This is a genomic window from Mesorhizobium ciceri WSM4083 (assembly GCF_000519305.1).
In the GTDB taxonomy this organism is placed as follows: domain Bacteria; phylum Pseudomonadota; class Alphaproteobacteria; order Rhizobiales; family Rhizobiaceae; genus Mesorhizobium; species Mesorhizobium ciceri_B.
Window position 1 is genome coordinate 1,107,438 of sequence record NZ_JAFG01000003.1, and the last position, 12,318, is coordinate 1,119,755.

The 12,318-nt window shown below is 62.0% G+C and carries 12 protein-coding genes; 5 read left to right on the forward strand and 7 right to left on the reverse strand.

The genetic code is table 11. The features are described from left to right. Positions 1-10 precede the first annotated feature (10 nt). The 4 genes from MESCI2_RS0105465 to MESCI2_RS0105480 form a co-directional block, all read right to left on the reverse strand. Positions 11-919, reverse strand: coding sequence for an NAD(P)-dependent oxidoreductase (locus MESCI2_RS0105465; protein WP_027035683.1), 909 nt, complete (start codon positions 917-919; stop codon positions 11-13). Between the two features lie 45 nt (positions 920-964). After that, positions 965-1,765, reverse strand: a complete 801-nt coding sequence (locus MESCI2_RS0105470; protein ID WP_027035684.1) for an N-acyl homoserine lactonase family protein — start codon at positions 1,763-1,765, stop codon at positions 965-967. 59 nt (positions 1,766-1,824) lie between these two features. Beyond that, complete coding sequence (locus MESCI2_RS0105475) at positions 1,825-2,655, reverse strand: SDR family NAD(P)-dependent oxidoreductase (protein ID WP_050596472.1); 831 nt, start codon at positions 2,653-2,655, stop codon at positions 1,825-1,827. 151 nt (positions 2,656-2,806) lie between these two features. Continuing rightward, positions 2,807-3,796, reverse strand: a complete 990-nt coding sequence (locus tag MESCI2_RS0105480) for a LacI family DNA-binding transcriptional regulator (protein WP_027035686.1) — start codon at positions 3,794-3,796, stop codon at positions 2,807-2,809. A gap of 202 nt (positions 3,797-3,998) precedes the next feature. Between MESCI2_RS0105480 and MESCI2_RS0105485 the strand changes: the two genes are divergently transcribed. Continuing rightward, complete coding sequence (locus MESCI2_RS0105485; protein WP_027035687.1) at positions 3,999-4,475, forward strand: hypothetical protein; 477 nt, start codon at positions 3,999-4,001, stop codon at positions 4,473-4,475. 22 nt (positions 4,476-4,497) lie between these two features. Then, positions 4,498-5,376, forward strand: coding sequence for an N-acyl homoserine lactonase family protein (locus MESCI2_RS0105490; protein ID WP_027035688.1), 879 nt, complete (start codon positions 4,498-4,500; stop codon positions 5,374-5,376). A gap of 133 nt (positions 5,377-5,509) precedes the next feature. Here MESCI2_RS0105490 and MESCI2_RS0105495 read toward each other — a convergent pair whose 3' ends face one another. Further along, positions 5,510-6,292, reverse strand: a complete 783-nt coding sequence (locus MESCI2_RS0105495; RefSeq protein ID WP_027035689.1) for an SDR family NAD(P)-dependent oxidoreductase — start codon at positions 6,290-6,292, stop codon at positions 5,510-5,512. Positions 6,293-6,714: 422 nt separating this feature from the next. Here MESCI2_RS0105495 and MESCI2_RS01000000134340 point away from each other — a divergent pair, with 422 nt between their 5' ends. From MESCI2_RS01000000134340 to MESCI2_RS0105510, 3 genes are all read left to right on the forward strand, one after another. Then, positions 6,715-7,644, forward strand: a complete 930-nt coding sequence (locus MESCI2_RS01000000134340; RefSeq protein ID WP_050596474.1) for a sugar ABC transporter substrate-binding protein — start codon at positions 6,715-6,717, stop codon at positions 7,642-7,644. Positions 7,645-7,711: 67 nt separating this feature from the next. After that, positions 7,712-9,229 carry a sugar ABC transporter ATP-binding protein gene (locus MESCI2_RS0105505; protein ID WP_197031512.1) on the forward strand — a complete coding sequence of 506 codons (1,518 nt, stop codon included), beginning with the start codon at positions 7,712-7,714 and terminating at the stop codon, positions 9,227-9,229. Continuing rightward, positions 9,226-10,236: an ABC transporter permease gene (locus tag MESCI2_RS0105510; protein WP_245270226.1), complete on the forward strand. Its 1,011-nt coding sequence runs from the start codon at positions 9,226-9,228 to the stop codon at positions 10,234-10,236. The genes MESCI2_RS0105505 and MESCI2_RS0105510 overlap by 4 nt, the downstream gene beginning before the upstream one ends. Before the next feature lie 245 nt (positions 10,237-10,481). Here MESCI2_RS0105510 and MESCI2_RS0105515 read toward each other — a convergent pair whose 3' ends face one another. Next, positions 10,482-11,276 carry an SDR family NAD(P)-dependent oxidoreductase gene (locus tag MESCI2_RS0105515; protein WP_027035692.1) on the reverse strand — a complete coding sequence of 265 codons (795 nt, stop codon included), beginning with the start codon at positions 11,274-11,276 and terminating at the stop codon, positions 10,482-10,484. A 43-nt stretch (positions 11,277-11,319) separates the two neighbouring features. Continuing rightward, positions 11,320-12,240 (reverse strand): ABC transporter permease, encoded by a 921-nt coding sequence (locus MESCI2_RS0105520; protein WP_050580522.1) that lies wholly within the window; start codon positions 12,238-12,240, stop codon positions 11,320-11,322. Positions 12,241-12,318 lie beyond the last annotated feature (78 nt).

Consider the following 12,318-nt stretch of genomic DNA (forward strand, 5'->3'; position numbering starts at 1 on the left):
TGCCAAGGGATCAAGCCCTCGCCTTCGCACCGGCGACCGTAACGCCAGCCCAACCCTCTATCGGCTTGATGATTTCGGTAAGGTCCGCATCGGCGCCAAGATCGCTCTTTGCCACCGTCAGAAGTTGCCGCACCGCGCCGCCCACGATCATCGGAACGCCGAGCGCATCGCTTTCCTCGAGGCAGAGGCGGATATCCTTTGCCGACAGACCAATCGAGAAGCCGAAATCGAAGCCGCGCGTCAGGACGAATTTCGGTATCTTGGTCATCGTCGCATTTGAGCTTCCGCTGCCCGAATTGATCACTTCGATCAGGATATCGGGATCGAGCCCGGCCTTGGTGGCGAGCACCAGAGCCTCGGATGCAATGGACAGCGCCGTGACGGACATCAGATTGTTGATCACCTTCATCATCTGCCCCATGCCGGGCTCGGCGCCGACGTGGATCGGCTTGCCGAGTGTTTCCAGGATCGGTCGCACCGTCTCCATCGTCGACACGTCGCAGGCAACCATGATGGCGAGCGTGCCTTTCTCGGCGCCGCCGACGCCGCCGCTCACCGGACAGTCAACCGTAGTAATGCCAGCGGCCTTCAAGCCTTCGGCCACCTGCCGCTCGGTGCGCGGGCCGGTTGTCGACAGGTCGACGACGATTTTCGCCCCCTTGCCCGACACGAGCCCATCCGGCCCGAGCGCGATCGCGTGGACTATCTCAGGCGTCGGAAGCGACAGGAGAACCACATCCGACAGGCCCATCAGTTCCGCCGGGGTCTTGGCCCTTCCCGCGCCCTCTCTCGTCAACGCCGCGACAGCGACGTCATTGGTGTCGTAGACGCTTACGGTGTATCCGGCCGCCATGAGCCGTTTCACCATCGGCGTTCCCATGCGTCCAATACCGGCAAAACCCAGTTTAAGGTTGGTCATCGTGATCTCCGCTTTATAGGTTGGGTGCAGCTCGTGTCCGCGCGCTCAGGGCGCTGCCGCAATCGGATCGAGGTCCAGGCGCACGATATCGTCGACCCCTGGCAATGCGGCCGGATAGCGCGTCAGGACGAGCGGGTCGTGGCCGGGGATGATATGTTTGGGCGAACTCGCGAGCTTGCGCATCGTGTCGTAGCCCTCCAGCATGTCGGTAGCGCTTTCCAGCACCGGGAAGGGTCGGTTCTGCTCGAAATTGGCATAAAAGTGCGAAGCATCGGAGCCGAGCACCACCCAGCCGCGCGCCGTCTTCACCCGGACCACCTGCAATCCCTTCGAGTGGCCGCCGACGCGATGCACCGTGAGGTTCGGGGCGACCTCGCTGACCCCATCATGGAACGCCACCCGCCCGGCGAAGAGCTTGGCGACCATGCTCGCCACGTCCTCGTAGGCGAAAGGGTGGCGCAGATAGTCGTGGCACATGCAGCGCCCGGTGCAATATGCCATCTCCACGTCCTGGACGTGGTAGCGGGCATTGGGAAACAGATCGTGGTTGCCCGCATGGTCGAAATGCATATGCGACAGGATGACGTCCTCGACCTTGCCAGGCTCGATCCCGATCATCTTCAGCCCCTCGCCGACCGGACGCAGCAAATGCCGTTGCCGCTTCTGCGCCACCTTGGCGTCAAAGCCGGTATCGAAGACGAAGGTCCGCGTCTTGCCGACGATGGCCCAGACAAAGTAGTCGAGAGGCATTGGACCGTCATGGGGATCGCCGCCGATGAAATTCGCGGCTGCATTGCGGTCGTGGTGACCGTAGCGAACGGCGTAGAGTTCGTAGATATCATCCATCTGTGGCTCCTTTCGCTGCCAGGCCGCCGTGGTGCCGGATCATGCAGATCCGGATCCGATCAGCTGGCAAGCCATCCTCCCTCGACCGGAAGCATCGCTCCCGTCATGTCACGGCCAATCGGTCCACAGAGAAAAACCAGGAGATCGGAAACGCTCTGCGGTGAGACGAAGCTGCCGCCAGGCTGTTTACCCTCGAGAAAGAGGCGCTCCGCCGCACTGCGGTCGATGCCTCGATCCGCCATCAATTCTTCCACCCGGCTCTCGGTACCGGGTGTCAGGACCGAACCCGGACAGAGACTATGGCAGGTGACGTCAACGTCCAAATTCTCCAACGCCACGGCCCGGGTAAGGCCCAGTATGGCCGATTTCGTCGTGACATAGCCGACACGGCCTGGTGTGCCGCGCATGCCGTAGACGGAGGTTATGTTGAAGATGCGCCCGAAATTCTGCGCCCGCATCGGCGGCAGCAACAGCCGGACCGCATGGAAAATGGCCGAAAGGTTCACGGCCAGCGCCAGATCCCATTGCTCGGGCGGAAAATCCATGATCGACGCGAAATGCCGCACGACCGCGTTGTTGATAAGAATGTCCACCCCGCCAAGTTCGGCGCCGGCGGCCGCGACAAGCGACTCCACGCCCGCCGACGTGGACAGGTCGGCCATGTGGTAGGCAATTTGCGCGCCCGTCCGGTGGGCCAGGGCTTGACGCTGCGGCTCGACCGTTTCGGGCGTTTCCAGCCCATGCAGCATGACGCTGCAGCCGGCCTCGGCAAGCCGGGCGGCGATCGCTTGTCCCAACCCTGCGGTGGAGCCGGTGATCAGCGCGCGGCGCTCGCTCAGGACTTTTGCCGGGGCAGGAAGCACCAGCGGTGCCGTCTCCTCCACGCTCATACCCTGCTCCGCTGCTCTGTGAGCATCATCAACGTCCTCGTCCTTGGCCGAATAAAGGGCTGCGCGGCGATTTAAATCTGTTACCGGTAACAGATTTCGAGTTTAGAGCAGCGATGTCAGCGATGCAACGGGTGATACCGGATATCTGAAGTCAGGTGCTTTCGCGCTGGATCAATTCAAATTTCAGATCGATCACGCTGCCGCGCAGATGCTCGGCGCCGTCGATGATTCGACTCAGCAGGATTCGCGCCGTCCGTTCTCCGATGTCATAGCGCGGCAGCCTCAGCGTGCTGACGGATGGACTGACGTGACGCAGAAGGTCCACGTCGTCGAAGCTTGCCAGGGCGATCCGGCCCGGGACCGGCCAACCCCGTTTCTGGCACTCAAACAGAGCGCCAACCGCCAGCACGTCGCCCGCGCAAAACAGCGCGTCGACTTCCGGCACGCTCTGCACCACGCGTGCCATCACTTCCGCCCCGGCGGCGAGGCCGCGCTCGGTTTCCAGGACGATGCGAGGGTCGGGATCGAGCCCGAGCTGGTTCAACGCGGCATGATAGCCCTGCAGCCGATCCTGCGAGCGGTCGTTGTGCACCGAGTAGAGACTGGCGAAAGCAATCTTGCGGTATCCAAGACGGCCGAGATGCATCGTCATCGCATAGGACGCTTCGCGGTTGGAAAAACTGACCACCATATCCAGCGGTTCTTCGGGTATATTTCCGTTCTCGACCACAGGTATGCCTGATTTCCGGATCTTCTCCGCCGCTTGCGGTGTATGCTCGGTGCTGTGCAGGACCAGGCCGCTCACCCGCTGACTGAGGAAGATCGTTATCAGTTCTTCCTCTTCGTTGGGGTCGTAGCCTGACTCCGCGATCATCAGCTGGAAGCCCGAGCGCTTGAGCACTTCCGACAGGCCCTTGACCGTTTGCGTATAGATAGAGTTGTCGATGCTTGGCACGATAAGGCCGATCGTCGTCGAGCGGCTCGACGAGAGGCTGCCTGCCAAATGATTCGGCAGATAGCCGATCTCGCGAACCACCCGGAGCACCTTTTCGCGCATCTCCTCGGAGACTTTGCCGGGTCCATTCAGCACGCGTGAAACGGTCATGGTGGAGACGCCGGCGCGCACCGCCACGTCGCGCATCCTGGCGCTCCCGGCCTGCGTGTTTCCGTCTCCAGACGATTTTTTTGGCATTCCTGTCACAGTCCGATGTAGCGGCAGAAATCAAATCATTGCGCACGCTCACAAACAAGCCTTTGCCGCAGAATTTTGAGATTTTGTTGTTACCGCTACCAAAAACAGCTATGGCTAAAGGGGGGCACCTGCAGGTGCCGCGGAGATCGCAATGGACAAAACGGCAGACAGCCGAGCGGACGAGACGGTGCTGCGCTATGTGGCGGCTGCCCGGCCAGTTCAACAGCTCATCAGCGACACGCTGACACAAGTCGCTGGCTTTGCGCTGCTTCTGATGACCTCGCGCAACCGTGCCCCGCTCGCCGAAGGCGCGCTCGCCGGCGCGCGCGAGGCGGCAATGCGAGCATCCGAAGCGGTGCGCGCGCTTGCGGTCCCCAAGATTGCCGAACATCATCATCATCACCTGCGCGCTGCCGCCGCCGCCCTCCTCCAGGCCTGTGCCGCGACATTGGATTGCCTTCGGGTCGATGCCTCCGAGCAAAGCGACGCACTCGTGCGCATGCTGCGCTCGTCGAGCGATCACCTTCGGACGACGGCCCGCCTGTTACCGGGATTCGAACTTGTCGATTTCGGCCAGGCGTGCTGCGCGGCCCACGCGCCGCAGCGCCTGCTGCAGAACGTCACTTAGGAAAATTGTCAGGGAGGACAGGATGGCGGACTACTCGATTTGGGTGCTCGAATACGCGGCGGTGGAAAAATTCCCCTTTAGCGTCATGATGTACGGCCCACAGCACCAGGGCACACGCAAGCTGCCCTATGCCTATGTGTTGCTTAAGGGAAAAGGCGAGACGATCCTGATCGACACCGGCTACGACCACGTTGCCTATGGCGAACAATTGGCGACCGCCTATGGCGTGTCAAACTATCACGGGCCGCGCGCGGTCCTGGCCGAGTGCGGCGTTGCCCCGGAAGACGTGACCAGCGTGTTCATCACGCATGCCCACTTCGACCACATGGGCGCCATCCATCTGTTTCCAAACGCAAAATTCTATGTGCAGAAGAGCGAACTGGACAAATGGGTCTGGGCTCTGACCTTGAGCCCGGAATATCGTTTCCTGACCGGTGGCGGCGATCCGGCTGACATCGTGCGCGCGGTCGAGGCGGCGAAAGAGGGGCGGATGATCTGCATCGACGGCGACCAGGCGGATGTCCTGCCGGGTATCGATGTCCATCTGGCGGCGGATACCCACACCTATGGCAGCATGTACGTCACCGTCCGCAACGACGGCGCCAGGGACGGCGAGGACAAGTGGGTCTTCGCCGGCGACCTCATCTATACGTACGACAATCTGACCGGCCTTGATCCCGAGGCGCCACAGATCGTGCCGATTGGCCTGGCCGTCGGGAGCCAGCACAATTTGATATTCTCCAGTGCGCAAATGCTGAAGTCGGTGGGCGGGGAAGTGCGGCGGGTGATCCCGGTCCACGAGGATCGGCTGCGCACCACGTTTCCTTCGCGCCTCACCGACAAGGGCTTGCAGGTGGTGGAGATCGCGCTTGCGAAGGGCGAGGAAAGCCGGGTCGGCTGAGCCAAGACGGGCGGGCGCGCAAGCACCCGCCCAAACGATACCAAGTCTCGACAAGAACCCAACGGCCTGGGACACTGCCAACCAAATGCTGGGGTCTTGAAACCCGACCTGCGGATAGTGTCCGGACCTGTGTTCAGAGCTGGTCCGCGCCGGCGACGAAGCCGCCGCCATCGATCACGATGGCCTGGCCGGTGATGAACGAGGCCGCATCCGAGGCGAGGAACAGCACAAGCTGGGCGATCTCCGACGGATCGCTGATGCGCCCCATGGGAATCATCGGCAAAACGGTATCTTTCGCGCTCTGCTCGCTACCGAACATGCCGCTCAACAGCGGCGTCATCACAGAGCCGGGCGCGATGGCGTTGACCCGGATGTTCTTGCGAGCCACTTCCAGCGCCACCGAGTTGGTCAGCCCGATCACGCCCCATTTGCTGGCGCAATAGACGGCGGTGGTGGCAAAACCCATGACGCCGAACAGCGAGGAGGTGTTGACGATCGCACCGCCGCCCTTCGCTGTCATATGCGGGACCTGATGTCTCAGCCCGTTGAAAATCCCACGCAAATTGACGTCCATCAGGAAATCGTAGTCCGCGTCGTCGAGTTCGTGCACGGGCGCCGTCTTGCCGGGCACGCCCGCATTGTTGAAGGCGACATCGATCCTGCCGAAGCGTTCGAAGGCCTTCTGGTGCAGCATGGCCATCGCCTTGCTGTCGCGCACGTCGGTTTCCGTGAACTCTATCTCGACACCCAGCGGCCTCACCTCTTCCTTGAGGCTCTCTCCGAATTTGGCGCCGATGCCCGAAACATAGAGATTGGCACCCGCCCGGGCGAAGGCCAGCGCCGTGGCGCGGCCAATGCCGGTCGTTCCCCCGATCAAAATGACGTTCTTGCCGGAAAAATCGTACTTCACTTGCATGGTTGATCCTCCTGTAGCCATGACCGCAAGATATCTGCGGCAAAATTCACCTACGCCCTCGCCATCCATAGCCTTGACGTGATACCGCTAACAAGAGAAAATAAGCAAAGACGCAAGAAGGCGATGACGGCTGTTCGTTTTTGAGCCAAAGCCGGATTTTCGCGTGATTTCAGACTGTCCGGTTTCCGACTTTTCAAATGTGAACGTGATACCGCTATCAAATACGGGCTAAACTCCGAGCAAAGCCGTAGAATCCGATCTGCTGGCGCCGCTCGATTTTGGACAAGCATACCGCTTCGGCACTCTTCGGCGGCCGCGCTGGTCTTTAGGATACGAGGGCAAACCAATTCACGACCCCTCGTGCAAGCAAGGAACCGGCCTCGTCGTGGGGACGGACTGAAACGAAAGGGAGGAGTTTCCAAATGTATAAACTGCTGCTTGCCGCTTTGACGGCCAGCGCCATGATGGTGGCCACCGTCGCCGAGGCGAAAACGCTTGGCGTCGTTGCACTTCTGGCCAACGATGCGCTCAATATAGCCGTCATCGGCGGCGCCACCGAGGCCGCCAAGGCTGCCGGCTGGGATGTCAAGGTGACGGACACCCAGGCGAGCGCCGACCAGGCGAACGCTGCAATGAATTCTTTCGCCGCGCAAAAAGTCGACGCGATCTTCGTGCTTGCCTTCGCCAGCAGTTCCATCGGCTCCGGTCTGGCCGCGGCGCGCGACGCTGGCATTCCAGTCGCCACATGGGGCGGCGAAATCGTTCCCGGCATCGTGGTGACGACAAGCGGCCGTCAGGTCGGCGACGACTCGGTGAAGTTCCTGACCGACAAGGTTGGCGACAAAGCCAACGTCCTGGCGATGACCTTCCATCCGGGAAAGCTCTGTATCGACCGCGGCGTCGCTTTCGACGAGGGCGTGAAGGCCAAGTCCGACGTCAAGGTGGATTACAGCGAAGTGACGGCGCCGGGACAGGTCCAGTTCGGCAACGCGACCGCCGCGGCCTGGCTCACCGCGCATCCCGCCGGCGGGGACAAGCCGCTGGCCATCTGGGCCTGCTGGGACGAGCCGATGCAAGGGGCCGTCGCCGCGATGCGCCAGGCCGGACGCACCGACGTCACCACGGTCTCCATCAACGGCAGCCCACAAGCACTGCAACTGGTCAAGGAAGGCGACCTCACGGCGACCGTCTGGCAGCCGGCCTTCCAAGAGGGCAAGGAAGTGTTCCAGGCGGTTCTCGACTCGATCAAGGCCGGCGCTTCCTGGCAGCCGAAGGATATCCAGATCCCCGGCATCGTGGTCACCAAGGACAATATCGACAAGTTCATGGCCGAACATCCCAATGGACTGTGAGATCAGTTCGCGGCGCCTGGCGGGGCGGCACAGCTAGATGCCGTCCGTCGCGCCAGGCGGGCCCTGGATGCGCATCCGAGGCCTGACCAAATCCTTCGCTGGAGAACTTGCCCTCGACCACGCCGATCTCGACATCGAGCGCGGCAAGGTACATGGCCTGGTCGGCGCCAACGGCGCCGGCAAGTCCACGCTGATCCGCTGCCTCGCCGGGGTGACGGTGCCTGACGAGGGCAGCGTCACGGTGGCGGGCGAGGATCTGCCAAAGGGGTCGCCGAGAGCCTCGGAACAGGCCGGGCTTGCCTTCATCCATCAGGAGCTGAACCTGATCCCGCATTTCAACGCGCTGCAGAACATATTGCTCGGCGCACCCAAGGTCACGCGTTTCGGCGTGATCGACTGGCAGCGTTCCGGTGTCGCCGCCCGCGCCGCCGCCGAGCGTGTCGGCATCCGTTTTCCACTCGAGACAAAGGTCTCCGAGCTCTCTGTGGCCCAGCGCTGGCTTGTCATGATCAGCAAGGCTCTCGTGCGCGACGCCAGCATGATCGCCATGGACGAGCCCACCGCATCGCTCTCGGGGCCGGAGAGCGAGCAGCTCTTTGCCATCATCCGCGATCTCTCCGCCCAAGGCGTCGCCATCCTCTATGTCTCCCACCGGCTGGAAGAAGTGCTTCAGCTCTGCGACAGGATCACCGTGTTGCGCGATGGGCGAATCGTCGATGCCGCGGAGCGCGGAACGCTCGACAAGAAGGGCCTGGTCAGAGCCATCATCGGCCATGACATACGCCCACCCGACGAGCGCGCCCGTTTCGCCGCCGACCGCAGCCGGCAGCCGATCTTCTCGGTCCGCGACGTCGCCTGGAAGAGCGCCGTGAAAGGCGTGAGTTTCGATCTCCACAAGGGTGAGGTCCTTGCGCTCGGCGGCCTCGTCGGTGCGGGACGGACCGAACTTGCCCATCTCGTGGCTGGCGTTGCCCGGCCGGATGCAGGTCATTTCGAACTCGACGGCAAAAGACTAGACATCGCCAACGAGGCACAAGCGGTTCGCGCCGGTATAGCTCTGGTTCCGGAGGAGCGCCGCTCGCAGGGAGTAATGCTGCAGCAGTCGGTGGGCTTCAACATCAACATATCCACCTTGAAGAAGCTGCGCGCCATTCCAGGTCTGCCGTTCGTCTCCGGCCGGAAGGCCCGCCGTCAGGCGGAGGGCCTCGTAGCTCAGCTAGGCATCAAGACGCCCGGCATCGAGACGAAAATCGGCGGCCTTTCAGGCGGTAACCAGCAAAAGGCGCTGATCGCCCGCTGGCTCAATGCCGGAACCAAGCTCCTCATTCTCGACGAGCCGTCGCGAGGTGTCGATGTTGGCGCTCGTGAAGAAATACACGATGCGATCCGCGCGCTTGCCCGGTCCGGTGTCGGCATCCTGGCGATATCATCTGATGTCGAGGAACTCGCGCTTCTCGCCGATCGTGTCCTTGTCATGCGCGAAGGCCGCATTTCCGGCGAGTTGACCGGCTCCGATATCACCGAGGCGCGGATCATCGAGCTCAGCTACCACGACACCAATGACGCAGAAGGAGAAATCGCATGATGGCCCAGGCCGGAACCGCGGCGAAGGACGCGCCGCTGCGCAAATCCTCATGGAAGCGAACCGCGCTGATATGGCTCTCTCGCTACGGCACGATTGTCGGGCTCCTGCTGATGGTGGTCTTCTTCTCGGCGAACGCACCAGGAATCTTCCTGTCGCGCGCCAACTTCCTCAATATTCTCAGCCAGGCTTCCCTCACCGCGATCATCGCCTCCGGGCTGACCTATACGCTTGTTGTTGGTGAGTTCGATCTGAGCATCGGCTATGTCGCGAGCTTCGTCGGCCTGATCGTTACCGGCCTGATGGCTTACCAGGGTTTTCCGATCTGGCTCAGCATTGTCTGCGCACTGCTGCTCGGTGCGGCGATCGGCGCCTTCAACGGGATACTGGTGACCAAGGTGAGGATCAATGCCGTCATCTCGACACTGGGTGTCGGAACGATGCTGACGGGTATAGGCTTCACCTATAGCTCCTTCCCGATCGCGACCGGCATCCCGCGTGCCTTCACCGATATTGCGCTCGGCCGGCTGGTCTTCGGCCTGCCCAACCCGGTGATCATCATGGTGATCGTGCTGATTGCGCTTTGGGTCATCTTGAACAAGACCGACATCGGCCAGAAGATGCAGGCTGTCGGCGGCAATCTGGAGGCAGCAAGGCTGTCGGGCATCCGGGTGGACCGCATCAAGATCTTTGCCTTTGCCACCGCCGGCTTCTGCGCCGCATTGACCGGAACGCTGCTGTCCTCGCTGCTCGGCAGCGGTACGCTGGCGGCCGCCGACGGCTATCTTCTCGACGCCTTCGCCGCTGTATTCCTGGGGTCGGCCACGCTCAAGGAGGGTGAGTTTCACATAACCGGAACGTTGGTCGGCGTGCTCATTCTCGCGGTAGGATTCAACGGGCTCAGCATCTTCGGCGCCCCCACCCATTTTCAGCCGATCTTCAAGGGCGGAATTCTCGTGCTCGCGGTCGGTATGTCCGCGCTTGCCCGGCGCTACGCCGCTTCGGCATAGCAGAGCAATTCCGGGAACGGTGTAAAGCGGTTCTCCGTCGGGAATTGCGTCAAGACGAAGAGATGGAGCGGTCTTGCGTTTCCGCGTGAGACGATGAACCGCCCTGTCTAAAGCGCGTCGCGTTCTACCAAAACCGAAGTCTCTTCCAGGCGACATGTCTCGGGAGACGTTGGTGAGACCGTTCCAGTTGGCTGGAGAGGCCCCACTTTCGTCCAATGCCTGCGCGGCTCGAAGATCGGTAGAGGCTAGGCGACGGTCTTATCGGCGCCGGCGACAAAGCCGCCACCGTCGATGATGACAGCCTGTCCGGTGATGAACGAGGCTTCGTCCGATGCCAGAAACAGCACCAGGCGGGCTATCTCCGACGGGTCGGCGATCCGCCCCATCGGCAAGGACGGCACGACCGTGTCCCTTGCACTCTGCTCGCCGCCGAACATATTGGTGAGGAGCGGGGTCATGGTCGAGCCCGGTGCAATCGCGTTGATACGGATATTCGATCTTGCGACTTCGAGGGCGGCCGAATTCGTCAACCCGATCACGCCCCATTTGCTGGCGCAGTAGACGGCCGTGGTGGCGTAGCCCATCACGCCGAATAGCGACGAGGTGTTTACGATCGCGCCGCCGCCATTCGCCAGCATATGCGGGATCTGGTACTTCATGCCGAAGAAGATGCCGCGCAGATTGACCTCGGTGATCAGGTCGAAGTCGGCCTGGTCGAGTTCATGGATCGGCGCCGTCTTGCCGGGAACCCCTGCATTGTTGAAGGCGACGTCGATGCGCCCGAAGCGCTTGTAGGCAGTTTCGTGAAACTTGCGGACCGCGTCCTCGCTGCGGACGTCGACCTCGGCGAACTCGATGGCGATGCCGGGATGACGCTTGCCGACCTCTTCGATCAGGCTGCGGCCTTCAGCGGCGCCAAGGCCGGCCACGTAAAGATTGGCGCTGGCCTCCGCAAAGGCCAGGGCCGTCGCACGCCCTATTCCGGTCGTACCGCCGATGACAAGCACCGACCGTCCGGAGAAGTCATATTTCGCTCGCATTATTGCCTCCTGAGCAACTGAAAGATCGTCTCATGTCTATCGGTCATTTAACCGACAAGAGCCGCTTGCGGTCCATGTTGACGGCAACGGCCGCGATGACGCCGGCGCCAAGAACAACGTTCTGCAGGAAGGGGTTCACATTGGCGAGATTCATGCCGTTCTGCAGGATCGTTATGATGAGAACGCCAAGAATCGTCCGGTGCGGTCCGCCGACACCCCCGGTGAGCGGCGTACCGCCCATGACAACAGCGGCGATCGCCGGCAGCAGCATCGGGTCGCCCATCGTCGGGTCGCTGCCGCCGATCCGCAGCATAAGGAATATCCCGGCCACACCGGACAGGAAGCCGGAGACCAGAAAGGCGTAGAGCTTGTAGCGCGCCACCGGCACGCCGCAGAGTTTGGCCACGGTCTCGCCGCCGCCGATCGCATAGATGAACCGGCCGAAACGGGTCCGTCTGGCGACGAAAGTGGCTGCAAGCGCGATACCGATCGCCCACAGCGCGACCGTGGGCACGCCCAGCAGACTGCCGTTGAAGATCGATCCGATTACCAGGTCCGTCGGAAGGTTGATCGCCGCGCCCTGCGTGACATAGAGCGTCATGCCGTTGATCGCGTAGAGCATGCCAAGAGTGGTCAGAAACGACGGAAGCCTGGCGTAGGCGAAAAGCACGCCGGCGATAGCGCTGACGAGCATGGTGATGAAGGGCACCAGAATGACGGCCCATTCGCCGTGATCGCGGATCAGCATCGCTGCGCTCATTCCGGCCAGTGACACCATCGAGCCCACGGCGAGGTCGATGCTGCCCATCAGGATGATGAAGGTGCCGCCAACGCTGAGCACGATAAGAACGGCCGCCTGCTGCAGGATGTTGATGGCATTGCCAATGGTAAGGAAGCGGCCGTTCAACGCCGTAAACACGATGATCATCGCGATCAGCGCCAGCCACGGACTGATGGCTGCCACGGAGATTTGCGGCCGCCAGGATTGTTGCCGAAGGCTGGAATGGCCGGTGGGCCGCGCCGCGGCGGATGGGTCCTGCGT

What these genes read in the sequence shown, in the direction of transcription:
- MESCI2_RS0105465 (WP_027035683.1), bottom strand. Translation starts at nt 919, where the DNA reads ATGACCAACCTTAAACTGGGTTTTGCCGGTATTGGACGCATGGGAACG.
- MESCI2_RS0105495 (WP_027035689.1), bottom strand. Translation starts at nt 6,292, where the DNA reads ATGCAAGTGAAGTACGATTTTTCCGGCAAGAACGTCATTTTGATCGGG.
- MESCI2_RS01000000134340 (WP_050596474.1), top strand. Translation starts at nt 6,715, where the DNA reads ATGTATAAACTGCTGCTTGCCGCTTTGACGGCCAGCGCCATGATGGTG.
- MESCI2_RS0105510 (WP_245270226.1), top strand. Translation starts at nt 9,226, where the DNA reads ATGATGGCCCAGGCCGGAACCGCGGCGAAGGACGCGCCGCTGCGCAAA.
- MESCI2_RS0105515 (WP_027035692.1), bottom strand. Translation starts at nt 11,276, where the DNA reads ATGCGAGCGAAATATGACTTCTCCGGACGGTCGGTGCTTGTCATCGGC.
- MESCI2_RS0105485 (WP_027035687.1), top strand. Translation starts at nt 3,999, where the DNA reads ATGGACAAAACGGCAGACAGCCGAGCGGACGAGACGGTGCTGCGCTAT.
- MESCI2_RS0105490 (WP_027035688.1), top strand. Translation starts at nt 4,498, where the DNA reads ATGGCGGACTACTCGATTTGGGTGCTCGAATACGCGGCGGTGGAAAAA.
- MESCI2_RS0105470 (WP_027035684.1), bottom strand. Translation starts at nt 1,765, where the DNA reads ATGGATGATATCTACGAACTCTACGCCGTTCGCTACGGTCACCACGAC.
- MESCI2_RS0105475 (WP_050596472.1), bottom strand. Translation starts at nt 2,655, where the DNA reads ATGAGCGTGGAGGAGACGGCACCGCTGGTGCTTCCTGCCCCGGCAAAA.
- MESCI2_RS0105480 (WP_027035686.1), bottom strand. Translation starts at nt 3,796, where the DNA reads ATGCGCGACGTGGCGGTGCGCGCCGGCGTCTCCACCATGACCGTTTCA.
- MESCI2_RS0105505 (WP_197031512.1), top strand. Translation starts at nt 7,712, where the DNA reads ATGCGCATCCGAGGCCTGACCAAATCCTTCGCTGGAGAACTTGCCCTC.